This window comes from Sediminibacillus halophilus, assembly GCF_900103695.1.
GTDB lineage: Bacteria > Bacillota > Bacilli > Bacillales > Amphibacillaceae > Sediminibacillus > Sediminibacillus halophilus.
The window spans coordinates 67,975-92,442 of sequence record NZ_FNHF01000008.1 but is presented as its reverse complement, the minus strand read 5'-3'; the positions used below and the strand labels follow the sequence as shown (position 1 = coordinate 92,442).

At 43.2% G+C, this 24,468-nt stretch carries 24 protein-coding genes; 5 read left to right on the top strand and 19 right to left on the bottom strand.

The window, feature by feature from the left end:
* Positions 1 to 8: 8 nt before the first annotated feature.
* Positions 9 to 479, bottom strand: a complete 471-nt coding sequence (locus BLR82_RS19240) for a DUF441 domain-containing protein (RefSeq protein WP_083334956.1) — start codon at positions 477 to 479, stop codon at positions 9 to 11.
* 145 nt (positions 480 to 624) lie between these two features.
* Here BLR82_RS19240 and ytvI point away from each other — a divergent pair, with 145 nt between their 5' ends.
* Positions 625 to 1,731: a sporulation integral membrane protein YtvI gene (gene ytvI / locus BLR82_RS19235; RefSeq protein WP_175486858.1), complete on the top strand. Its 1,107-nt coding sequence runs from the start codon at positions 625 to 627 to the stop codon at positions 1,729 to 1,731.
* A 363-nt stretch (positions 1,732 to 2,094) separates the two neighbouring features.
* Here ytvI and BLR82_RS19230 read toward each other — a convergent pair whose 3' ends face one another.
* From BLR82_RS19230 to dnaE, 8 genes are all read right to left on the bottom strand, one after another.
* The gene (locus BLR82_RS19230) at positions 2,095 to 2,487 is read right to left on the bottom strand and encodes an FxsA family protein (RefSeq protein WP_074601061.1); all 393 of its coding nucleotides are present in this window, start codon (positions 2,485 to 2,487) and stop codon (positions 2,095 to 2,097) included.
* Positions 2,488 to 2,581: 94 nt separating this feature from the next.
* On the bottom strand, positions 2,582 to 4,342 hold the full coding sequence (pyk, locus tag BLR82_RS19225; RefSeq protein ID WP_074601060.1) for a pyruvate kinase: 1,761 nt from the start codon (positions 4,340 to 4,342) through the stop codon (positions 2,582 to 2,584).
* Between the two features lie 41 nt (positions 4,343 to 4,383).
* Positions 4,384 to 5,343 (bottom strand): 6-phosphofructokinase, encoded by a 960-nt coding sequence (pfkA, locus tag BLR82_RS19220; RefSeq protein ID WP_074601059.1) that lies wholly within the window; start codon positions 5,341 to 5,343, stop codon positions 4,384 to 4,386.
* 193 nt (positions 5,344 to 5,536) lie between these two features.
* The gene (gene accA, locus BLR82_RS19215; RefSeq protein ID WP_074601058.1) at positions 5,537 to 6,502 is read right to left on the bottom strand and encodes an acetyl-CoA carboxylase carboxyl transferase subunit alpha; all 966 of its coding nucleotides are present in this window, start codon (positions 6,500 to 6,502) and stop codon (positions 5,537 to 5,539) included.
* A complete protein-coding gene (accD, locus tag BLR82_RS19210; protein ID WP_074601057.1) occupies positions 6,499 to 7,359 on the bottom strand; it encodes an acetyl-CoA carboxylase, carboxyltransferase subunit beta in 861 nt (286 codons plus the stop codon). The genes accA and accD overlap by 4 nt, the downstream gene beginning before the upstream one ends.
* Positions 7,360 to 7,441: 82 nt before the next feature.
* Entirely contained in the window at positions 7,442 to 8,059 is a 618-nt protein-coding gene (locus BLR82_RS19205) for a FadR/GntR family transcriptional regulator (RefSeq protein ID WP_074601056.1), read from the bottom strand.
* Positions 8,060 to 8,236: 177 nt separating this feature from the next.
* Positions 8,237 to 9,475 (bottom strand): NADP-dependent malic enzyme, encoded by a 1,239-nt coding sequence (gene ystJ / locus BLR82_RS19200; protein WP_074601055.1) that lies wholly within the window; start codon positions 9,473 to 9,475, stop codon positions 8,237 to 8,239.
* A gap of 147 nt (positions 9,476 to 9,622) precedes the next feature.
* The gene (gene dnaE, locus BLR82_RS19195) at positions 9,623 to 12,946 is read right to left on the bottom strand and encodes a DNA polymerase III subunit alpha (RefSeq protein ID WP_074601054.1); all 3,324 of its coding nucleotides are present in this window, start codon (positions 12,944 to 12,946) and stop codon (positions 9,623 to 9,625) included.
* Positions 12,947 to 13,111: 165 nt separating this feature from the next.
* Between dnaE and ytrH the strand changes: the two genes are divergently transcribed.
* Together ytrH and ytrI are read left to right on the top strand one after the other, a co-directional pair.
* Positions 13,112 to 13,444 (top strand): sporulation membrane protein YtrH, encoded by a 333-nt coding sequence (gene ytrH / locus BLR82_RS19190; protein WP_074601053.1) that lies wholly within the window; start codon positions 13,112 to 13,114, stop codon positions 13,442 to 13,444.
* The gene (ytrI, locus tag BLR82_RS19185; RefSeq protein WP_074601052.1) at positions 13,445 to 13,948 is read left to right on the top strand and encodes a sporulation membrane protein YtrI; all 504 of its coding nucleotides are present in this window, start codon (positions 13,445 to 13,447) and stop codon (positions 13,946 to 13,948) included.
* A gap of 64 nt (positions 13,949 to 14,012) precedes the next feature.
* On the opposite strand, the gene BLR82_RS19180 is transcribed toward ytrI, so the two are convergent.
* The gene (locus tag BLR82_RS19180) at positions 14,013 to 14,960 is read right to left on the bottom strand and encodes a DHH family phosphoesterase (RefSeq protein ID WP_074601051.1); all 948 of its coding nucleotides are present in this window, start codon (positions 14,958 to 14,960) and stop codon (positions 14,013 to 14,015) included.
* A 101-nt stretch (positions 14,961 to 15,061) separates the two neighbouring features.
* Here BLR82_RS19180 and BLR82_RS19175 point away from each other — a divergent pair, with 101 nt between their 5' ends.
* On the top strand, positions 15,062 to 15,355 hold the full coding sequence (locus BLR82_RS19175; protein ID WP_074601050.1) for a YtpI family protein: 294 nt from the start codon (positions 15,062 to 15,064) through the stop codon (positions 15,353 to 15,355).
* 62 nt (positions 15,356 to 15,417) lie between these two features.
* Here BLR82_RS19175 and BLR82_RS19170 read toward each other — a convergent pair whose 3' ends face one another.
* The 8 genes from BLR82_RS19170 to BLR82_RS19135 all read right to left on the bottom strand — a co-directional run bounded on the left by BLR82_RS19170 (position 15,418) and on the right by BLR82_RS19135 (position 22,200).
* Positions 15,418 to 16,731 (bottom strand): DRTGG domain-containing protein, encoded by a 1,314-nt coding sequence (locus BLR82_RS19170; protein ID WP_074601049.1) that lies wholly within the window; start codon positions 16,729 to 16,731, stop codon positions 15,418 to 15,420.
* Positions 16,732 to 16,804: 73 nt separating this feature from the next.
* A complete protein-coding gene (locus BLR82_RS19165) occupies positions 16,805 to 17,032 on the bottom strand; it encodes a hypothetical protein (RefSeq protein ID WP_074601048.1) in 228 nt (75 codons plus the stop codon).
* A 351-nt stretch (positions 17,033 to 17,383) separates the two neighbouring features.
* Positions 17,384 to 18,064: a metal-dependent hydrolase gene (locus tag BLR82_RS19160; protein WP_074601047.1), complete on the bottom strand. Its 681-nt coding sequence runs from the start codon at positions 18,062 to 18,064 to the stop codon at positions 17,384 to 17,386.
* Positions 18,065 to 18,148: 84 nt separating this feature from the next.
* The gene (locus BLR82_RS19155; protein ID WP_074601046.1) at positions 18,149 to 19,699 is read right to left on the bottom strand and encodes a polyamine aminopropyltransferase; all 1,551 of its coding nucleotides are present in this window, start codon (positions 19,697 to 19,699) and stop codon (positions 18,149 to 18,151) included.
* Between the two features lie 98 nt (positions 19,700 to 19,797).
* On the bottom strand, positions 19,798 to 20,193 hold the full coding sequence (locus BLR82_RS19150) for a DUF350 domain-containing protein (protein WP_074601086.1): 396 nt from the start codon (positions 20,191 to 20,193) through the stop codon (positions 19,798 to 19,800).
* A gap of 26 nt (positions 20,194 to 20,219) precedes the next feature.
* Complete coding sequence (locus BLR82_RS19145; protein ID WP_074601045.1) at positions 20,220 to 20,873, bottom strand: DUF4247 domain-containing protein; 654 nt, start codon at positions 20,871 to 20,873, stop codon at positions 20,220 to 20,222.
* Positions 20,874 to 21,004: 131 nt separating this feature from the next.
* Positions 21,005 to 21,673 (bottom strand): PspA/IM30 family protein, encoded by a 669-nt coding sequence (locus BLR82_RS19140; protein ID WP_074601044.1) that lies wholly within the window; start codon positions 21,671 to 21,673, stop codon positions 21,005 to 21,007.
* 17 nt (positions 21,674 to 21,690) lie between these two features.
* On the bottom strand, positions 21,691 to 22,200 hold the full coding sequence (locus BLR82_RS19135) for a DUF4178 domain-containing protein (protein WP_074601043.1): 510 nt from the start codon (positions 22,198 to 22,200) through the stop codon (positions 21,691 to 21,693).
* 220 nt (positions 22,201 to 22,420) lie between these two features.
* On the opposite strand from BLR82_RS19135, the gene BLR82_RS19130 reads away from it, so the two are divergent.
* Positions 22,421 to 23,515, top strand: a complete 1,095-nt coding sequence (locus BLR82_RS19130; RefSeq protein ID WP_074601042.1) for a M24 family metallopeptidase — start codon at positions 22,421 to 22,423, stop codon at positions 23,513 to 23,515.
* Between the two features lie 129 nt (positions 23,516 to 23,644).
* On the opposite strand, the gene BLR82_RS19125 is transcribed toward BLR82_RS19130, so the two are convergent.
* On the bottom strand, positions 23,645 to 24,175 hold the full coding sequence (locus BLR82_RS19125) for a DinB family protein (protein ID WP_074601041.1): 531 nt from the start codon (positions 24,173 to 24,175) through the stop codon (positions 23,645 to 23,647).
* Positions 24,176 to 24,468 lie beyond the last annotated feature (293 nt).

Sequence of the window (24,468 nt, the reverse complement as noted above, 5' to 3'; positions counted from 1 at the left end):
AGATCAATTCATCCCATTTTCAGTAAAAAATCTACAAGTTTCATTACCATGTAGGCAATTCCTGCACCTATCAACGGACCTACTGCCACTCCATGAAAAAACACAACAGCTAAAATGGTTCCCATCACAAGTGCCGTAGTCAAATGCGGATCATTTGCCAACAAATCCAATCCATTTTTTGCAATCAAAGCAACGAACATTCCTGCTGCCAATGCAATCCACGCATAATAAGATTTAACGCTGGCAAGCAAATCCTGAAACCCGATATCACCGGTCGCAATTGGTACTAGCACTGCGATGGTAATGACCGTAACGCCAAGGCTGATTCCTTTGTCTGCAAGATAAGGAAAAACCTTATCATCCAGTCGAAAAAGCTGTAAACCCAACAAAACATAAACGGCTATCATGATCGATTGGTTTTTTCCGATATATCCCAATAAAAATAGGATGAGTAAAAAAATAGTCGATTGATTAAACATGCTGTTACCTCCACTCTGCGTTTCCGAACCATTGTTAATCCTATCATATCAAGGGATGACGCAAAAGTTTCATGGCTCGATCTATTCCAGGGCCAAAGCGGCCTAGGTTTAATCTGTTAACAAAAGAATGCCGGGAGGTGAAAACTTGTCCACTACATTACTAAACAAATGGCTCCGCTTTATTCTGGTTATTGCCTGTGCGTTGGTCGGTACAATCGTCCTGTATTACGTTGTCAAGTATACCTATCCCTTCGTCATAGCAGTCTTGATTGCAATCATGCTAAACCCAGTTATTTCTTTTCTGGAACGTCTGACAAAGCTTCCTCGTGCCGTTTCGGTAGTGCTGGTGTTGGCAGGTTTTCTTGTTTTGGTTTCAGGTCTGGTGGCCATTTTAATTGTAGAACTGATAAATGGTACTAGCTTTTTGGCAGCTAGGATTCCCGGACAATTTAAGGAACTCATCCGGTTCACAGAGGAATTTGCTTCCTACTATTTGGGTCCAATCTATGAAAAAATGAATGATCTAGTCGATATGCTAGAACCCTCCCAACAGGATTTGGTAACAGGACAGTTAAAAAAACTTGGAGAGGACATTGCTGCCGCAGGAGCTCTTGTTATCCAGCACCTATTGCAAGCCATATCTCAGTCGCTGATCAAATTGCCAAGTTATTTTTCTATATGGTTATTCTCGTTATTGGGCACCTTTTTTATTTGCAAAGACTGGTACAAACTAAAGGCCGCTTTCTTTCGCTTTTTACCTTCCTCCTTCACTACTAGCACCTCAACTTTATACCAAGGCTTGAAACAGGCGTTTTTAGGTTATTTAAAGGCGCAGCTGCTTTTGATTTTCATCACTTTCCTTCTAGTGTGGACAGGTCTCCTGCTATTAAAAGTTGACTATGCGTTGACAGTTGCTTTCATTACAGCGCTGATCGATTTACTCCCTTATGTTGGTACAGGGATCATCTTTCTTCCCTGGATTGTGTATGTTTTCTTCACTGGGAATTACAGTTTGACCATCGGATTAACCGTGTTGTATGGAGTGGTGGTTATACAGCGCCAAATCAGCGAGCCGAAAATACTGTCTGCCAACATTGGCGTTAACCCCTTGGCCATGCTTGTATGCTTGTTTGTTGGATTTCAACTTTTCGGGTTATGGGGACTCATAGCAGGTCCGGTTGTCCTCGTTATGGTCACAACTTTTATAAAAAGCGGCTTGTTAACTCAGTTGTGGATTTTTGTAAAGGGATGACTAAGAGGATAGGTAAGCAACATATAGTTGGTATGAAATGGAAGAAATCGAGGAGGAAGGAATCTCCGTAGCTTGGCATCTTCGATATGTTGCAATGTGTTCTGGCTTTTGATGGATGGGTACAGTGGCAAGCAGCAATTTTTGCAGATTGGACATAGCTAGCTTTTAAAAATAATCACGACGCTGGTGGGGATAAGGAACTCTTTTATTCATTAAAACAAGAAAGCTTTATTATGGGCTGGGCTACATCACTGCTTATATAAAAAATCCGAACGACTTCGAAAGCCCCGGGGGATTTCGAATCATCGTTCGGTTTTAACTTTGGTCACGATGCTTTTCGTTCCAGCCATTTCTCGCATCGTATTACCTGCGAAAAATGGTAATTGTTCCTCGATTCATCATTCGGCGCAGCATATTCAGCATCCAGCGCTTAATTGGTTTCCTGGTAGCAGGAAATAATAGAAGGAAGCCAATCGCATCAGTAATAAAACCTGGAGTGAGCAGCACAGCAGCACCAAGCAGGATACATATGCCGTCCATGATTTCTTCCCGTGGCGCCTGCCCGTATGCCATGGATTGTCTTGCTCTGGCCAATGTCTCTAGTCCCTGCCGCTTTGCGAGCCATGCACCTAACACACCGGTAAGGATAATCAGTAAAACTACCCACCAGGGACCAATTTTGTTACCAGACCATACCAGGACACCAATTTCCAAAGCAGGAACAATTAAAACAAAAAGCAATATCCAGCGAAACATCTATTATCTCCTTCCTCCTTCAATAAACTGATTCTAACTACTCTTCTTTAAAAGAAAAGAAGAGGCCAAACTGAACCTCTTCTCTGTCTTCTCTTTATAGAACACTGGCATGTCCCTTGTATATGTCGCCCTTGCTCGCATCAATGGTAATATCTTTTCCATCTTCCACTAACTCGATAGCCCTGTCCACACCTACAATGACAGGGATTCCCAGGCTAAGACCAACTACTGCAGCATGAGAAGTCAAGCCGCCTTCCTGGGTGATCAATCCGCTTGCTTTTTCGATAGCAGGCATCATGTCTTTATCCGTTCCATACGTTACCAGAATGTCTTCTTCTTTGACCTTCTCCAACGCTTCTGCTGCACTTTTGGCAACTACTGCTCTTCCATATGTGCTGCCTTTGCCGACGCCCTGCCCTTTCGCGAGAACGTCTCCGATAACGTGGACTTTCATCAGGTTGGTCGTGCCGCTTTCACCGACTGGAACACCCGCAGTGATGATGACTCGATTCCCGCGCTGCAGCATACCAGAACTGATTCCCCGGTCGATCGCTACATCCAGGACATCATCGGTAGAGTGCGCCAGTTGTCCGACGATTGTTTGAACACCCCAAACAAGTGCAAGTCTGCGCTCGATCCGTTCATCGAAAGTCACGGCAATAATCGGTGCTTTCGGACGGTACTTCGAAATCATTCTGGCAGTATGCCCGCTGACAGTAGGAGTCAAAATCGCATCCACTTCCAAATTCATTGCCGAATGGTTAACCGACTGACTGATCGCATCAGTGATGGTCATATCGCTGTTTTTCGAACGTAAATCAAGAATCGTCTTGTGGTCAATTGCTGTCTCTGCCTTCATAGCAATATTGCTCATTGTCTGAACAGCTTCCGCAGGGTAATCACCCGCTGCAGTTTCTCCGGATAGCATGATCGCATCGGAGCCGTCAAAGATCGCGTTTGCTACGTCCGAAGCCTCTGCCCGGGTAGGCCGCGGATTACGCTGCATGGAGTCCAGCATCTGAGTCGCCGTGATAACCGGTTTACCTGCTGTATTACATTTGCGAATCATTTCCTTTTGCACCAATGGTACCTCTTCTGGAGGAATCTCAACTCCTAGATCACCTCGGGCTACCATTAAACCATCACTAACCTGGAGAATATGGTCTAAATTGTCGACGCCTTCCTGGTTTTCAATTTTAGGGATGATGTGGATATGCCCAGCATCATGTTGTTCCAGCAAGTCGCGGATCTCCAGTACGTCCGTTGCACGTCTTACAAAAGAAGCAGCAATGAAGTCTACATTCTGCTCAATGCCAAACTTGATATCGTTGGCATCCTTTTCGGTCATTCCCGGAAGGTTCACACTAACGTTTGGCACGTTAACACCTTTCTTATTTTTTAGCAAACCGGAGTTAAGTGCTTTTGTCTTGAGCTCATTTTTTTCCTTCAGGATCTCCTCTACTTCCAATTCAATCAAACCGTCGTCCAAAAGTAATTTAGATCCAACGTGAACATCATTGATTAAATCAGGGTACGTAACAGAAATACGCTCCGCTGTACCTTCAATTTCTTCCATTGAAACATAAACAGTGTCGCCCTTAGTCAACTGGGCTTCACCTTCTTTCAATGTGCCTGTTCTGATTTCAGGTCCTTTTGTGTCCAAAAGAATAGCGACCGTTTTTCCTGTTTTTTCAGCGGCCTCCCTGATGTTTTTAATACGTTGTCCATGTTCTTCGAAATCTCCATGAGAAAAGTTCAAACGGGCAACATTCATCCCCGCCTCTATCAATTTCGTCAGCATTTCAACTGACTCGGAAGCAGGCCCGATTGTACTTACTATTTTTGTCTTTCTCATTTGATTTCCTCCTTTCAAATTCCTCTTCTGTCATTTCAATCTTAGATGGATAGCTGCTTGGATAGTTCATACATTTTGAAATCGACTTTATGCTCTTCATCCAATATTTCCAAAATGTCATGATCTACTAATTTGTTGTTCTGAATGCCGACTACCCTACCAGCCTTCCCTTCGAGCAATAAATCAACCGCTTTGGCCCCAAGTCGGCTGGCAAGGACACGATCTGATGCGGTCGGGGAACCGCCACGCTGTGTATGACCAAGCACTGTTACGCGTGTTTCAAGATTGGTGGCATCCTTGATGCGCTGCCCAAAGTCCAATCCAGATCCCACACCTTCGGCAAGAACAATAATACTATGCTTCTTCCCTCTGTCTTTTCCCCTTTTCAAGCGTTCAATAACATCTTCAAAGTCATCCGCATGCTCCGGAATCAAGATACTTTCTGCGCCATCGGCCAGTCCGGCCCACAATGCTAAATCGCCTGCATGACGGCCCATCACTTCTACCACATATGTACGTTCATGCGATGTTGCTGTATCCCTGATTTTGTCGATTGCTTCTATTACGGTGTTCAATGCAGTATCAAAACCAATCGTAAAGTCCGTACCTGGGATGTCATTATCAATGGTCCCAGGCACACCTATACAAGGGTACCCTTTTTGTGTCAGCTTCTCAGCTCCACGGAAGGATCCATCTCCTCCAATAACGATCAGTCCTTCGATTCCAAACTTATTCAGTTGGGCAATGGCCTTCTCTCTTCCCTCCTCGGAACGAAATTCATCACTCCGGGCTGTATAAAGGATAGTCCCGCCTCGCTGGATGATATCCCCGACTGAACCGATTTCCATTTTTTTAATATTGCCATCTATTAATCCTTGGTAACCGTTATAGATACCATATACTTCCATGTCATGGTAAATCGACTTTCGGACAACCGCTCGAATAGCAGCGTTCATACCTGGAGAGTCGCCGCCGCTTGTCAGCACTCCAATTTTCTTCATTGATTATCACCTCTTAGTAAGTTTACTCCTATTCAATTTCCTCTCCTCATTCCAAGATAATCCTAATCACTGATATTAGCAAATAAAATTATACATGAAAAGAGCTGTATGCGCACCAAACTTCCATCCTTGAATGAATGATGACATAGAAACAGCTGTCCTGACTGACGCCGGGACAGCAAGCTAAAGGAAGCTATTGCGGTTCCATCTCTGTATAATCTCCAATTTGTTTATATTTTTCCCATCGTTTCTCCAACAATTCTTCCTTCGTCAGTGCTCCTAGTTCATTTAGAGAATCTGCAAGCACTTTTCCGATATACTCGGCCTGTTGTTTTATATCGCGATGGGCACCACCACGTACTTCCTGGATGATTTCATCAATAACATCCAATTCCTTCAGGTCATACGATGTAATTTTCATTGTCTCAGCAGCTCGTTGGGCCTGGCCGGAATCCTTCCATAGCAATGCTGCTGCACCTTCTGGCGAAATAACGGAATAAGTAGAGTTTTCAAGCATGTGAATCTTATCGCCAACTCCCAGTGCAAGTGCACCGCCGCTTCCACCCTCTCCGATAACAACACAGATGATCGGCACTTGTAAGCCCGCCATCTCCATTAAGTTTCTCGCAATCGCTTCACTCTGTCCGCGCTCTTCAGCTGCCTTTCCCGGATATGCACCTTTGGTGTCGATAAAACAAATTACCGGTCGGCGAAACTTTTCCGCCTGTTTCATATGGCGAAGTGCTTTTCGGTATCCTTCCGGGTGTGGCATACCAAAACTCCTGCGGATATTTTCTTTTGTTTCCTTACCACGCTGGTGGCCAATCACCGTGACAGGCATTTCATTAAATTTGGCGATTCCGGCAACAATCGCTTCATCATCCCCAAACAACCTGTCACCATGAAACTCTAAAAAGTCGGTGAAGAGCGACTCGATATAATCAAGCGTTGTCGGTCTCTCCGAATGACGGGCTATCTGTACTCTGTCCCAAGGTTTGAGATTTTCATATATATCGTTCTCCAAATTTTCCAAGCGTTTTTCCAGGGTTGTGATTTCATCTGTTAAATCAATCTCGCTTCCCTTCGTAAAGCTCTTCAATTCGGCAATCTTTTCGCGAAGCTCCACCACAGGTTTTTCAAATTCTAAGACCTGCTTCATGACACTCCCCCCCTTGACTGATGAATATCAAGCAGTGTAGACAATGTATGCTTGATGTCATGTCTCGCAATCACCTTATCCAACTGGCCATGTTCCAATTGAAACTCAGCAGTCTGAAAATCGTCTGGAAGGTTTTCACGGATGGTCTGCTCGATTATCCGTCTTCCCGCAAAACCAATCAATGCTCCCGGTTCCGCGAAGTTATAATCTCCCAATGAAGCGAAACTTGCCGAAACACCCCCGGTGGTAGGGTTGGTCATAATAGATACCATTAAACCACCGTTCGCACTAAAACGTTGGATTGCTACAGAAGTTTTGCTCATTTGCATGAGGCTTAGTACACCCTCCTGCATTCTTGCTCCACCTGAAGCAGTAAAAATGATGAATGGGAGTGACTGCTCTCCTGCTTTCTCGATTGCTCTTGCGATTTTTTCTCCTACGACCGAGCCCATGCTTCCCATACGGAATCTTGAATCCATTACTGCTACAGAAGCCTTTTTTCCTTCAATACTTCCTGATCCTGTCACGATTGCCTCATTTAAATCTGTTTTTTGACGGTCTTTCTCCAGCTTATCTTCATAACCGGGAAAACCGAGCGGATTAGCAGAAGTCAACTCTTTGTCCCATTCCTCAAATGTTCCTTCATCAAATAAAGCGTCAATTCGGTCATAAGCAGGCATCTGGTGGTGATAACCGCAATTAGGACATACGTTCAAGTTTTTTATCATTTCTTTTCTGTAGAATATTTTTTGACAGTTGTTGCATTTCTGCATTAAGCCTTGAGGAATATCTTGCTTCGCTTCCTCTCTTGGTATTGATGCATACTTTCTTTTCTTGCTAAAAAAGTCTTTAAGCAAGGATGACCCCTCCTTTTAACTCTCGCTTGAAGCCTTCCTGTTTTTCACAGTTATATATAAAACCGTTTCTTAACAGGCAGTCTCATTCGGCTTCGGATATTGCTTCACGCTGCAAACTGCTAAAAAGTGTTTCAATATCTTCATATTTACCATCCATATATATATGTACAAGCAGATGATAAAATTGCTTGTTATAGGAAACATTCTCCACTGCATAAGAAAAATCATTCAATAAGTGCCATATTTTTTGCAGGAGAAAGTTTTCACCACTGTTAAAAATAATCAAGAAAAACTGATAATGAAACTGCTCTGCAGTTAACTGGTCGTTATCCAGGACTTGCATCAACTCGGTTCTTTCCTCGTCAGATAAATGGCTGTAAGCCAGCTTTGCTGCTTCTTTTTCAATAACCCGCTTAGAAAAAACTATATCCTGTTTAGTATTAGAATCCCGTAAAATGAACGACGACAACAGCTCTACTGTGTGATACGGTTGGTACATTTTCAAAAAGGTTCCCTCTCCTCTTCTCGTTTCAATTAAACCAAGCAATTCAATAGCACGGAGTGCCTCTCTGACAGACGATCTGCCAGCACCTAAATGCTCTGTTAACTCGCGTTCAGAAGGCAGCTTGTCCCCCGGCGACAAATCGTTTTCCTCAATGAAATCCCGGATTTCATTGAGCACTTCTTCATAAACCTTCATTTTCTCCGGCTTGGAAACGATAAGATCCCCCCTTCCACAAAAAACAAACTCTGCGTTCAAAGCGGAACCGAAAATCTCTCTCTGGTAAGGACAACAAGGAGAGCCTTGGTGTTTGACGCCAAGGCTTTCCTTTCACATGGAGCTTCGCTCATCATAGCGGAATTCAGCATGTTTTATTTACTTTTCGTCAATCATTGTTAGTCTACGGGTTTTTTCAGCAACCTGCTCCGGATCCACATGGATTCTTGCCACTCCGGACTCCATAGCTGCCTTTGCTACACTTGCCGCTACTGCAGGGGCTACCCTTGAATCAAAAGGAGCCGGGATAACATAATCTGCATTTAACTCATCTTCGGTAATCAAATCAGCAATGGCTTCCGCAGCTGCAATTTTCATTTTTTCATTGATCCGAGTCGCCCGTACATCGAGGGCTCCTCTAAATATTCCAGGAAAAGCAAGCACATTGTTTACCTGATTTGGAAAGTCTGACCGACCTGTACCGATTACTTTTGCTCCTGCAGCCTTGGCATCTTCCGGCATAATTTCCGGATCTGGATTAGCCATTGCAAAGATGATCGGATCTTCGTTCATGCTTTCCACCATCTCTTTAGAAAGCAAGCCACCGACGGAAACACCGATAAACACGTCTGTGTCCTCCATGACTTCTTCCAATTTTCCTTCCTTACGTTCTTTATTGGTAATTTTCGCTATCTCATCTTTGACTCCATTCATCCCATAATTTCTTCCTTCAAAAATGGCTCCCTTGGAATCACACATAATAATATCTCGGACGCCAAGGCTGTGCAAGAGCTTGATAATAGCGATGCCAGCTGCTCCAGCTCCATTGGCCACCACTTTTATATCAGAAAACTTTTTATCTACCAATTTCAAGGCATTTAAGAGACCGGCAACTGTCACGATTGCTGTACCATGCTGATCATCATGAAAAATCGGGATGTTCGTTTCTTTTTTCAATCTTTCTTCGATAATGAAACAATTCGGCGCCGCAATATCTTCCAGGTTCACGCCGCCAAAGGTTGGCTCCATCAATTTCACTGTTTGAATGATTTCTTCCACGTCATGTGTAGCAAGACAAATCGGAAAAGAGTCTACACCGGCAAAGCTTTTAAAGAGGACTGATTTCCCTTCCATAACAGGCAGTGCCGCTTCCGGTCCAATGTTTCCAAGTCCGAGGACAGCTGAACCATCGCTGACAACAGCTACCATATTGCCTTTCATCGTATATTCATATACTGCTTCTTTCCGATCATAAATCTCTTTACATGGTTCCGCCACTCCTGGCGAATAGGCTAAACTGAGATCTTTGGCATTTTTCACGGGAATCTTCGTCTGCGTCGTCAACTTCCCTTGATTTTCCCGATGGATATGTAATGCCTCATCCCTTAAATTAGACATTTCCGATCCGCTCCTTTTATCATTCCGGCCGTTTTTCCCTCTGTTGTAAATTGGTCTGACCACTTAACTACTCTATTATAACAAAAGCTATTTCCGTGTAAAGGTTGACTTTCTCGTACCCTCACCAACTGGCTAATTGCCTTCTTCTTACTTCCGAACCGCTACATTTTCTTTGCCGAGCAATTGATAAAGGTTGTTCAGACTCTGATTGTTGATTTGCATATGGTAGTTGCTTGATAACTGATACGTTTTTTTGCGGCCGGCATGATAAACGATGACCGGACTGCTTCCCGGAAAAGCATCCGCTACTTTTTGTATTTGCAATAAAACTTGTTCTTCATTATGCTCGTGAATTTTAAGAAACAATCTCTTTTGATCGTTTACTTCCAGCTTCTCTTCATCAAACGGAGTGATTCCGGACAATAGCCACTGCCATCGCTCATTCCGCTGTTCAACTTTTCCTGTTATAAGAATGATAGACTCTTCCTTCAACCAGCGGTTGACCTGACGATATAGTTCTGGAAAAATGACAGCTTCCATCTGCCCTTTTTCGTCCCCCATAGTCATAAAAGCCATTGGATCCCCCCGCTTAGTCCTGATCTTTTTCAGTTCCTGGACGATTACTCCTGCTTTCAAGTTATTTCTTCCAACAAAATGCCTTGAATCTTCGAGGTGAATATACCCGGCACTTCTAAGCTGTTCCCTGTACTTTGCCAAAGGATGACTCGATATATAAATCCCTAATACTTCCTTTTCGAAGGTTAGTTTTTGCATATCAGTGAAGTCATCCATTTTTTTGTAGGTGACATCTAATTCCAGGCTGTTCTGAAAGAGAGAAGGCTGGTCACCGAACTCACCGAATAATTCTGCCTGCTCCATCGCCTGATCAATTGTTCCGAGCAAGCTTGCCCTGTTAGCGTTGCCTTCATCGAATGCCCCGGCCAATATAAGTGATTCTATAACCGGACGATTGACTATTTTCAACGAAACACGCATGCAAAAATCGAAAATATTTTTGTAAGGGCCGTTATTTTTTCTTTCTTGTACAATTTCTTTAACTGCTTGACCGCCCACTCCTTTAATTGACAACATCCCCATACGGATATGTCTGTTTTCCACATTGAATCTGCCAAAGCTTCGATTAATCGAAGGCGGCAACACTTTAATGTTTAGCTGCTTGGCTTCATTTATATAAAGTTGAATTTTTTCCTGTTGTCCTGCCGCCGCCCCCATAATTTCCGCCATAAAATGAGCAGGAAAATGGGCCTTCAGATAAGCAAGTTGATAGGAAATCATACTATATGCTACCGCATGGCTCCGGTTGAACCCGTAATTGGAGAAGCGAACGATCCAGTCAAAAATCTGATGTGCGGCTTTTTGGTCATAGCCATTGGCAAGACAACCTTTGAGAAAAGCTTGCTCTTGTTCCTGCATGACACTATGTTGTTTCTTACTCACGGCTCTCCGCAAAATATCCGCCTGTCCCAACGAAAACCCGGCCATTTTGTTGGCAATCTGCATAATTTGCTCTTGATAAACGAGTACTCCGTAGGTTTTTTCCAGAATCGGCTTCAAATCAGGATGGGGGTATTGCACGCTTTCACGGTTATGTTTACGTTCCACATACACCGAAATATATTGCATCGGTCCCGGTCTGTATAACGCGTTTACCGCCACCACATCTTCAAATGATGTCGGCTGCAGGTCCGTAAGGACGCTTTGCATTCCTTTCGACTCCAGTTGGAATACTCCGTTAGTCTGCCCGCGACGCAGCAATTGAAAAGTTGCCTCATCATTCAGCGGTATATCCTCTAGGTCAATTTCCAGTTTTTCTTTCCGTTCGATAGAGTCGGTAATCCTTTCCAGCAACGACAAGTTCCGCAAACCTAAAAAGTCCATCTTCAGCAGACCAATTGTTTCTAACTCCTTCATGGCAAACTGTGTCAATGCCACCCCATTATGACCAGCTATTAACGGAACATGATGGACTAACGGCTCTTCGCTGATTACAATCCCCGCCGCATGGGTGGAAACATGGCGCGGCAGACCTTCCAGCCGTGATGCGACCTTGAAGAGTGTCTGCAACTTCGGCGACTTATTGGCATAATTCATTATGGACTCGCTAGCCCTGACAATGTCGCTAATCGATTGAGAGGTATGATGCGGTATCTCCTTTAAAATAAAAGCTGCATCCTGTTGATCAATTTGCAATGTTTTAATCAATTCCCTGATCAGAGAGCGGGCTGCAAACGTTCCATAGGTGATAATTTGTGCAACATGATCAGGCCCATATTTATTTTTTACGTATTGAATGACTTCTTCTCTTCGGATATCGGAAAAATCGACATCGATATCGGGCATGGATACCCGTTCTGGGTTCAAAAAACGTTCGAACAACAGGTCGTATTTCACTGGATCCACTTCCGTAATTCCCAATACATAAGCAACGAGCGACCCCGCGGCAGATCCTCGGCCAGGTCCGACCATGATTCCGTTTTGTTTAGCAAAACGGATGAAATCCCAAACAATCAGGAAGTAATCACTGAATTGCATCGAACGAATCACTTCAAGCTCGTAGTCCAGACGTTTTTTAACTTGCTCTGTCACGTGACCGTATTTCTCAAAAATAAAATCATAGCACAATTTATTTAAATATTCATCTGCCGAGCCCTCTCCCGGAACCGGGTAAGATGGTAGCATCCTCCGGTCAAGTTGAAGCTCGACATTGCATTTAGCTGCCACTTCCCCTGTTTTATACAGTGCTTCCGGCCAAAACTGAAACGCATCCTGCAGTTCTTGTTTCGATTTCAAGAAATCGGCCGTATCTTCATGTTTTGTCTCAGGGACCCATTTTTCACCCTTTCTCATTGATAGCAGCACGTCATACGCATAACGATCGCTTTCCCGCAAATACCTTACGTCATTAACAGCTATCGCCGGAATACCAGCGGTTTGGCTGAACCTTTTCCATGATTCCAGGTCCGTAGATTCCCCAACACTGCTATCGATTCCCAGGTAAAAGTCCTCCTGTCGGAACAATCCTTGACTTCTTTGGAATAAATCGGATAAGTATTCGAAAGAAAAGCTTTCCAAAAAGTGTTTCGTCATGGGGATGATGCCAGTCACATCCTTAACGAAATCGGCCAGTTGATCGATGGAGGTCGACCCGGATTCTTCCAACTGAAGATCCGTGCTTAACTTCAACAACTGTTGATAGCCCTGATTACTCTGAGCTAATAGGATGATGGGCAGTCGTTCCACTTCCAATTCCACCACCATTCCCAAGATCGGCTTGATTCCCTTGGCAATACAAGCCTGGTAAAATGGCACAGTTCCATGGAATACAGCCTCGTCCGTCAATGCAAGAGACTCATATCCCAACTCTCCCGCTTTTTCCACCAACTGACTTATATGTATAGTACTTTTCATTAAACTGTATCCGCTTCGCACTTGTAAATGTGTGAAATCCATATATAATACCTTCCTTTACAATACATCCCTATTATAGCCGATAGGTTTGCCAGATTAAATGATAACCGCTTATCATAACTTGTCTTTTCTCCTCATAAACTGAAAGAGAATACGCACATTGACTGTCATACAGCCATTAGAAGGTTGAGAGGGGAGGAAAGGGACATGGAGGAAAGATTTGTGTTCTCCCTGATCCACTGCTATTTCATCGCTTTAGGGGTGATCATGGGGGGATCGATCATAGGCAGTATCGGTTATTTGGCCACAGGCGATCCGCTTTTGACATCGGTCATAACTGTCGCAAGAAAGCTGAGAATATGGGCAATCGTGGCAGCTATCGGCGGGACCTTCGATGCCATTTCCAACTTTGAAAAAGGGATTTTTCAAGGATCAACCTTGGACATCGTTAAGCAAGTATTGTTAATTGTGACAGCCATGGGAGGAGTACAAACTTCCATCCTGGTTATCGAGTGGTTTACGCAGGAGGATATTGAGTAAATGCACATTCCTCCTTATTATAAAAAAGAAAGCTGGCAGCGATTTTTTGCTGGAGGATTTTTTGGCGCCGTTATTGCTTTTATCATTTATTTATATATGTATGGACAATATTATGAAAAATGGCTGGAAGATAATATGAATCTACGTTCTCAAATAGCAGAACTGGAAAAACAGAATGAAGCACTTTTGGAAAACGAAAAAGAAATGGACGAAAAAACAAAGGAAAAAGTGGTCGTTCAGTCGATTGAAGTCGAAATTGATAATGCTGAACAGTTAAAACTCGACAGGCTCATAGTCCACCAGTTGAAGGATGCAATAAAAAAAGAGATTGACAGCGTGGTCGGCCGGGATATTGTAAGTTTGTCCGAAAATGATCAATTGCTGATTTCCACGCTCGAAAATACCGTCTACCGAGTCGAGGACATCGACTATACAGCGAGCATTAATCAACTCGTTATTGCTCCAACCTTAAAATTGCATCTTTCGCTTGATTTCTCCAGCTAAAAACAGCCAGGACTCAACACTTCCATTTGGCAAGAGGAGTCCTGACTCTACCTGTATCACATCGTTATTCGGAAAATCCTGCGCACACCTTCTCCATATCGATTATCACGTTTTCCGTTTCCTCCCAATTTGCCACGGTAGCGCCAGCAGCCATGGGATGGCCGCCACCATTATATTTCGCAGCAACTTCATTCACTACCGGTCCTTTTGAGCGTAGTCTGACACGGATAATTTCTTCCTCTTCCACGAAGAAAGCCCATGCTTTGATCCCTTCCATGTCTCCAAGGATTCCCACGAGCTGGCTCGTTTCTAAAGAGGTGACTCCGAATTGCTCCAATGTTTTTTGGGGAATTTTCACATTACAAAAACCAGCTTCGCTAATTTGAAAGTGTTGAAGGATATACCCTTTCAACCTTGCTACATTCGGTTTGGTATTATAGAGAGCATCATAAAGCTTTGACCGGTCAAACGCATACGTCACCAATTCCGAGGCATATTGAAAGGTCTTCTTGGTGGCACTAGGAAATAAGAACCTCCCTGTATCTCCGACAATCCCCGCATAAAGTAAACGGGCAGCCTTATCGTTGATAGCGAAGCCCATTTCTTTTCCATTCAAATAAAGTTCATAAATCATTTCACTGGTAGAGCTCGCGGTCGTATCCACCCAGGCATAATCCCCGTATGGATCCACATTCGGATGATGATCAATCTTGATCAATTCTTTGCCATTCTTGTAGCGTTGATCAGAAATCCGGGCCTGGTTGGCAGTATCACAAACAATGACTAAAGAAGCTTCATATATTGCATCAGGCACAGTGTCCATTTGTGCCAGAAAATGAAGAGAAGGGTCCTCGTCACCGACGAGATACACCGTTTTCTCCGGAAAAGATTGCTTGATTAATTCACCCAATCCGGCCTGAGACCCGAATGCATCCGGATCAGGTCTTACATGTCTATGAATAATGATTGTCTGGTACTGTTTGATTTTTTCTACTATTTCTTTGTTTTTCATCGAAACACTCCCTTTGGAATTATCTTATTTTCGTCCTAGCAAAACGAGTGAAAAAAAGCTACAATGGAGACGTTGTAAAATTAGGTTAGGAGTAGATTTTCATGATAATATTCCCTATCGTCATTATGGTTTCCTTAATCTTATATGTCTATTATAAGGTAGCAATCCTAAGAAGTAACGATACATTGAACCAATTGTACATGAATGCCAAAGGTAAAATCTGTTTAGGTCTATTTGTTGTGTTCTTCGGTGTCAACCAGTACCTCTATTATCAAACACAGCTTGCCTTATACATAGGGATTGTCTTCTTCCTGATGGGCGCACTGCAATTAGTGGATGGTTATAAACGGGCACGTCATTACCGTAAGGAACAAAAAAGACTCTCAAGAGAATGATATGTACACTTAATATCAGTTTCAATCTGTTTGAGCCGGCCTTGTGCGGCCGGCTTTTCATTTTACCTGTCGATCAGTTGGGCTAGTAACAAGGCTTTGCCGACTAACACTTTTTCGTTGAAAACTTCGATGTCCACCTTCGCAAATTTCCTTCCCGCTTCAAGCAGCCTTGGTCGGATCTCCAGCATGCTTTCTAATTGTACCGGTTTAATAAAGTAAATCGATAAATTTTCCACTACTAAATCGCCTTTTTTATACTGCCGCAGCAATCTGCTTGAAGCCTCAGTAACAAAGGAGGTAAACACACCGTAGGATAAGGTGCCCAGTTGGTTTGTCATTTGCGGAGTAACCACAGACCGGTAAATGGCTGGGCTGTCCCCATCCTCGACTACATCCAGCCTGCTTGTGACAAGATCGTCGATCGTCTCTCCTACATGAGGCTGCCGCTGTATGTGCTGCAATGCTTTAAGAACATCCTGCCTGGAAACAAGACCTTCCAGCTTTTGAGAGGGGCCCACAACCGGCATGATTTCTATTCCCTCCCATACCATCATATGAGCAGCATAAGTCAACGAAGTTTCCTTTTGCACAGTCATTGGGTTCTTCGTCATTACCTTTTCAACAAATAAAGACTTGTCCTTTCCTATGATATCCTTGGAAGTCACCATGCCGATGACACGATTGTTTTCGTCTACGACTGGATAGCGGCTATGAGTTGTTTGTTCATTCATTTGATACCATTTTTCCAGTTTGTCCTTTGCTGTCATAAAAACGACTTCGTTTTTGGAAGTATAGATATCTCCTACGAGGACGATTTCCTTTTTTATCAGCTGATCGTAGATCGCTCTATTGATCATGGCTGCAACCGTAAAGGTATCATAACTGGTAGAAATGATTGGAAGTTTTTTTTCATCCGCCAGACGTTTCACATGCTCGTCTGTATCAAAACCTCCAGTAATCAGTACTGCTGCCCCTTCCTGAATTGCCAGTTCATGAGCGCCCACCCTGTTGCCGACGATCAGCAAAGAATCTCTTTCTGTGTACCGCATCATGGCATCCAGTTTCATCGCTCCGATGACAAATTTGTTCAGCGTCTTATGAAGCCCTTCTCTCCCGCCTAATACTTGGCCGTCGACAATACTGATTATTTCCGCAAACGTTAAATGCTCAAAATTCTCTTTTTTCTTCGTTTCAATCCTAATCGTGCCGACACGTTCAATCGTGCTGACCATCCCCCGATTCTCCGCTTCTTTAATAGCACGGTAAGCTGTTCCCTCACTGACATTCAACTCTTTTGCAATCTGTCTCACAGAAATTTTATTTCCGACTGTCAGTGAATCTATGAACGCGAGGATTTGTTCATGTTTGGTAGCCAAGCTATTCACCATTCTTTCATCTGTACTAATAATTTTTATCTACTTGTTATTATACAGATGTTCGATGCCACCATCAATTTTTACCAGGTGCCAGCCGCTCCTCCTTTCTTTGTTCCATGACCGGAGGCTTGGTCATTTGCAAAAGTGTAGCCAAATTCGCCCCGGCAACAAGAAGAAAGAATGCCAGCCATCCGGCCCAGAAGTAACCTGCTGCCTGGCCAGTCTGCTGGCCGATTTCCGGCCAAGCAACATATAAAAAGAAACAAGCCAGCAGTATTCTCAACAACGCATACTGTTTCACTTTTTCACCCCCATCTGTTTTGTTCTATTGTATGCGTTGACCATAAGGTACATGCTCTCCATAAACAAAGCTTGCAATTCCTCACGCTGGCAGCCGATTGCTTGTCACCAATGTTCTTTATCCATCCGACGTTTTCCAAGAGAAACCCGATTCTTTTCCAAGGTTGCGCTAGGATTTTCACTCCACCACCTCCTCGATTCCCTCATGCTGATTTTTCGTCTACGGCGCTGTTTAGATACCTATCAGCCAGTATCATCGTCTTTAGACCCTGAACACCTAGCGAAGGCAAGAGCGGCCAATATAACAAAAAAGGAGCCCCGCCATATTAGGCAGATGCTCCTTTTACATCTGTTAAAGATCAATCGATTCGCCCGGTTTAAGTGCTATACCCTTTCCAGGTTTTACTTTCTCCGCAAATGCGTCCCCGTCCTGTTCGATCAATGGAAATGTATTGTAGTGAATCGGCACCACCTGTTTCGCATTGATCCACTCAGCAGCAACCAGCGCATCTTCCGGTCCCATAGTAAAATTATCACCAATTGGCAGAAATGCAAGGTCAATTTCATTCCGCTCACCGATTAATTTCAAATCGGAAAACAGCCCCGTATCACCTGCGTGATAGATTGTTTTCCCTTCTACCGTCAGCAATATCCCCGCAGGCATTCCGGTATATATACTCTCGCCATTTTCATCCGTGAACGCAGAGCCATGAAAAGCCTGTGTGAGTTTGACCTTGCCAAAATCAAACAGATGTGCGCCGCCAATATGCATCGGATGGGTATTTAATCCTCGTGATGACAAATAGTTGGCCAATTCATTCGGAGCCACTACCAGCGATTCATTCCGTTTAGCGATTTCGATCGTATCACCGACATGATCATTGTGACCATGCGTAAGTAGAATGACATCAGCTTCGACATTGCTTGCATCAAGATCGGATGTTTCGTTGCCCGTAATAAATGGATCAATAAAAATCGTATGCTTTTCTGTCACTACTTTCACAGCTGATTGACCGTGGAAAGACACTTTCATTTCTCTCACTCCTCCAATATTTTGATTAATTTCATCCTAGCAAGACGAAATGATCTATTCAAATGTTATACCCTTTTTTCCTTTTTAGTAGTTTTCCCAGGCCCTTTCGTACTTTTGAATTAGATTGGGATCAATTAACGTATTCGGCCGTAATTCTGTTGTTTCACCTTTATCGTCTTCCATTGGATTGCCTTCATCCTTACCGAACACTGTTAAACCAGGAATCATGTCGTTGGTGATAAAGCGGACAGGTACAGTTATTGCCAGTTCGTTTGCATGGATCTCTTTCCTGCTTCCCATGACGAATCCCCAATTTCCAAAACTGGGCACATCAACGTGAAAATTTTCTATATTCAATCCAGTCGCGGCAATCGTTTCGGATATGGTCCAGTACACGTCTCTGGCAAATACAGGACTGGTCGCCTGCACCATTAAGGCCCCCTCAGGCCGCAAATGATTTCGAGCAAGCGAATAGAATTCTTTCGTATATAATTTGTTTAAACTTTCATCATTCGGATCAGGAAGATCAACAAGGATCACATCAAACCAGCGATCGGTATTCTCTAAAAACTGAAAGGCATCCTGATGGATAATTTCCACCTTTTCATCCTGCAATGATCCGTGGTTAAGTTCCAGCAAATGCGGTTCCTGTTCGGCAAGTTCAACAACTGCCGGGTCCAAATCTACCAGCGTGATATTTTCCACATCCGGATATTTTAATACCTCTTTGGCAGCAATTCCATCACCGCCACCTAATATCAAAACATTTCGATGCTCGTCCGCTTGTGCCATGGCTGGATGGACAAGCACTTCATGATAGCGGTATTCATCAGTAGAGCTAAGCTGCAGTCCTCCATTCAAATACAATCGGGTATCGTTGCCGTCCTTTGTCAAGATGATTTTTTGATACTGACTTTCTTCCATATGGATAATAGGATCCTGGTAAAGTTTTTGTTCAAAGCTAAATGCCATTTCCTCCCCAAACAAGAAACCCAGCAGAAGTGTCACCAATATGACGCCGCCAACCACAAAGTGAATGGCTATATGGCTGATTTCTTTCCGAAAAAGCCATAAAACGATAAGTGCGACCAACAGGTTGATACAGCCGACAAAAAAGGCACTCTTCACCATGCCCAATGCCGGGCGCAAAAAAAACACGAACAGAAGTCCCCCTATCAGGCCCCCTGCATAATCAGAAAACAATACACGGGCGGTACTTCGGTTCAGAGCAACACCGATTTCGTTCGCTTTCCTGATTAAAATAGGCAGTTCCAGACCTGTCAATCCCCCTACAGTCAATGTAATGATATAAAGAAACAGCGCGTCGGATCCATCAGGAGAAAAAGCAGTAATTCCGAACATAGCAAAACTGGAAAAACCGCCGATCAACGCTACAAGAAATTCAATATAAACAAAAGCAATCAGTAAATGCTTCATCACTTTTTCACTTATACTTGCGCCGATTCCCATTCCAGTCAAGAAAAAAGAGATGACCAATGTGTACTGCTTGACGCCATCTCCAAGGATATAGGATCCGAGTGCACCAAACAGCACCTCGAATACAATCCCGCAAATCGACACAATTCCTGAAGCCCAATAGATAAAATTACTTTGCCTGACAGCTTGTTGATCCAATTAAATTCACTCCGTCTTTCCATAGTCTGTTGCAAAAAATAAAGTTGGGCCTGACTTCTTTGAAACGTAAAGTCAGACCCATGTGATACAACTGGTATTTATGTAATGGATGCCCCGATTACAAAAGCCAATCCAATGGAGACAGCCAGTGATACAATGCCGACTGCTGTATTATTTTCTTTAAGCTTTACCTCTACCGAAAATTTTCTTGTCAGCACTTCGAACACCAAATAAGCGACAACTTGCAACACCACACCGTAAACGCCCCAAACGACTGTCTCCCAAATGCTCACACTATGATAGATAGCGAAAGAAAGTACAATACAGATACCGATGATTTTTCCAGAGACGGACAGTGCAACAGCAGCGTTCCCATTCTCGATTTCCTCCCAATCGCGATACTTCCTTGTCAATGTTTCAAAAACAGCCAGTCCGGCCAGCACAACCAATATAGCAATAATAAAATAAATAAACGTTGATATAAACGGACCCATTTCCATTTCTTTCCCTCCTCTAAAATTTATTTACCAGCACTCGCTCCACCACCACGGTAGGAAGACATCCCCCTTTTTGTGTTCAATCCTCCACGGTCACTCGTCCTATAGCCTCCATAACAGGCGCCATTTCGGCATTGGTCCATTCTGGATTTCTCCCAGTTGGAAGTACCAAGCATCCTGTTCAACAGTAAAAAAGTAAAAAAGCCATTCAAGTGATTGGGTGAATAATTGCTTCGCACGAATTGATCAGAAGCCACTTCGATCAGCAACACATCCTGGTCTTCCTCGCTAGGTTTGAATGTGACAAAATAATCAGGATAAATCAATATCTGTTCTCCATCTTTCACCTCACTTTTTTCATCGGGTTCCTTTATACTTGAGATAAGCGAAACCAGCTGTTCCCTCGTAAATTGTCTCGTAGCATAGACATTCGCTTGAGCATCTTCACCAGAAACGACGTCCAATAAATAAAAATTGTTGGCAAAAACAGCTTCGATATCCTGAGCGGAAGAAGCTTTTAGCTGCTCCTCTATTTCCTGTCTATCCGGTTCATCCGGAATTTCTTCTACGGACACCGATGGTTCTTCCTCCGTACCTGATAGCTGAGAAAGGTCTGATCCACAGGCAGTCAGCAATAAGACAAGTGACAGCAAACAAACACCTATTATTTTGTGCATAACGGAAGGTGTACCTCCTTTCTATATAGGAAGAAAACCCGCAAAAACCCTTGCAGCCTATAGCAGGTACAAGGGTTTTTACTGGTGACTTCTTCACTGTCTAATCCATCCCCTGGTTGTTACGGCAATACTTATTCCTTGCCGAGTTTCTTCTTCAAGTCGGCTAATTCATCATCTACACCGCTCTTTTCCAGACTTTCAAACTCATCATCAAGCGACTTGCTTGATTCAGACAAGTCGTCAGATGTATCTGCTTCCGCTTCAAATTGCAAAACCTTTTCTTCCATGCGTTCAAATCCCCGTTTTGAATCGTCGCTTCCTATCGACGACATCGTCCGATTCATTTTTGTCCGGGTTTTTGCAGATTCGGCACGAGCCTTCAGCGAATCTTTTTTCAATTTCATCTGCTGGTACTCTTTTTTCATTTCATCAAGCTTATCGCGAAGCACCTGGGAATCATTCTTCGCCCTCTCCCAAGATTCTTTTAATGTATCAGCTTGCTCTTGCTGGTCCTTTTTATCCTCCAACGCACGACGGGCAAGATCCTCGTTCCCTGCTTCTATCGCTTTCTCCGCCTGGCCTTGCCTTTTATCGACCAATGCCTGGGCGTCATCATATTTCCGTTTCAGCATTTTTTCATTAGCGATTTGTTTCGCAACTGAGCTTTCCACTTCGCGAATATCTGATTCCATGTCGCGCATGAACTGCTCCAGCATTTTCACTGGATCTTCCGCTTTATCCAACATGGAGTTCAGCTCCGAGTTTACAATCGTACTAACGCGTTTGAACATTTTAAACATAGGTAAGTCCTCCTTTATTATATGGAACCTGCAATGATTTTAATTTCATATGGGGCAATTTCATACCCGTAACTTGCCTCAATCTCGCCTCCCCAGTCCTCCAGGCTAAGATAATGCTCTTCCGCTTCATCATAATACTCAGCATATTGAATCTGCCTGCCGTTTATGTTTCTGCTCCTGCCTTCACCTACCACCCTTGCTTCTCCCTGCTCATCAAGGTAGTAAATGGAATCCTGATAAGTCAGTTGTTTTGGAAAAGGTTTCGATACAGGAAGATTTACCGATTGGTAAATACCAAGCTCCAGCTGTTCATCCATCTCTGCAGATAGCCATAGGGTATTTTTCCCCTCGAGGAGCTGGTATCCGAACCACTCATAACTGTCCTGACGATAGGTGATCTTTCCGACCACCTCATAATCAACGAGATCGTAGGTCACAATATCGCCGACCTCTATCGACAAGGGGGATCGTTCCTTTATTTCTGGTCTTTGTGGATCTTTTTTGAACAGTTTCGAAAATAGTCCCACTGGTTCACCTCATCTTTCCAAGAAAATTCCTTGTATATTCCTGTTTACGGATAAAATACCCCTCAGGTTTCAATTCTTTTTATATTTTCTTTTCTTCATTATTTATGGTAACAAAATTCCCGCTAAAAAGATATTTCATTCTTCTTAGCCTGCTATTATTGTCATTAACCCAGACCAATTTGTTATACTAATAAAAGACAAGGAAAGGTGGAAGAGATTAATGGAACGATTGCAGACGTTGATACAAAAACTCAAACAGAACAATTTCGATAGCGCCCTGGTAACCTCCAAGGCAAATGTCTACTATCTAAGCGGTCATTATACCGATCCACACGAACGGCTGGTGGCCCTATACACAGGTAATGACGGAGAGTCTTTATTCATACTTCCGGAAATGGAAAAAGAAGATGCCATCGCCTCCGGTTGGAAAGGGGATTTTCTCACCTACAAGGACCAGGATAATCCTTGGACACTATTCAAGGAATACTTAACAAAACGAAATAAAACACCCGATTCCATCGCCATTGAAAAAGATGATTTCTCTGTTTCCAGATTGGAACAATTACAGCAAACGGTTCCAGGGGCTGAAATTGTCGACGGGACAGAGATACTGGCCGGTTTGCGTGTAATTAAAGACAAAAAAGAATATACCATTCTTAAACAAGCTGCAGATTTAGCAGACTTCGGTGTCAAAACCGGTGTAGAAGCCATCCGGGAGGGCGCTTCTGAAATGGAAATCCTGGCCAAAATCGAATTTGAACTAAAAAAACAAGGTGTAAGGGAGATGTCTTTCTCCACCATGGTGCTGTCTGGTAAAAAAACAGCATCTCCTCACGGAACACCGGGCCAGGATAAAATCGAAGCAGGTGATCTTGTTCTGTTTGATCTTGGTGTCGTTTTTGGAGGATATTGTTCTGATATCACCAGAACCGTCGCATTTAAACAGATAGACCCAGAACAAGAGAAAATCTATCAAACAGTCCTGCAGGCACAGGAAAAGGCGATTGACGCTGCATTGATTGGAAATGCCGCCGGGTCTATGGATCAGGTCGCTCGAGAGCATATTGCAAGTAAGGGGTATGGTGAGTATTTCACCCATCGAATCGGTCACGGAATCGGTGTCGATGTACATGAGTACCCATCACTCACTTCTGAAAATGATTTAACCTTAAAAGAAGGAATGAGCTTTACCCTGGAGCCTGGAATATATGTGCCCGGGGTGGGCGGCGTCAGGATTGAAGATGAAATATTCCTGACCAAAAAAGGACCAGAACTACTGACAAGCTATCCGAAAACGTTGCAGATAATCGAATAAGAACGAAATGGCTGGAATAAAAATAGTGCCGAAGCAAAAACCGAACGATGATTCGAATTGTTATTCGAACTCGTTCGGTTTTCTTTTTGATAAATAATGAAAGTTTTTAACTTAACTCGGATTTTTATGTTAATTAGATTCCATTGTATTATTTTTTTGATTCATACGATAAACGACATAGTCAGTGGAAACTCCTTTATACCCCAACTGTCTCAACATGGCAGTAATGTTCCCTCTATGATAGGTCGCATGATTAATAAGATGGCATAATAAGTGGAAAATTGTGATCTCCATTCTTCCGAATCCTGGATGATCAATTGTCTTTGTAACCATAGGATCAGCGGTGGCATTCAGGAAAGACCGGTATTCTGCTTCAAGCTGCTTGTAGTCAGCTTCTATCTCATGGAGATTTTTTTGTGCAAATCTGCGTGTCAAATCCTGCCGGTCAACATATTCTTCGATCGTATCAAATGCCTTTCCCTGCATTACTCTTAACCATATTGTTTCCGTGAAATAAGCATGCACCAGCACAGTGGCAAGCGTTGGAAACACACTTTCTACCTCTTGGTGAATAACGCTTTCCGGAATTTCTCTTAAATGTTCAAACAGACGTTTATTCGACCATACATGATAGTTATATTGATCGCAACTGCTGACGATTTTCCATTTTTCTCCTCCTGCTTTCTTTTATAAAATTGTTAACCAGGAATGAGGATGAAAGTAGACAAGGCACTCTTGTTATTCATTTATTTATTTAAAAGCCTAAATCACGATCAGTGACTTAGGCTTTTAGTGGAATAAACATCATGGGCTCTGTGCTTATCTTATCCTGATTTTTTCTAGAATCGCACAACTGGTTTAAAATCCAATTGCTTCAGCACATATTACAGGGTCTTTATACCTCTTTGCAATGTTAAAATATTGTTTTTACAGTAAGATATCGTGCCTGGTTG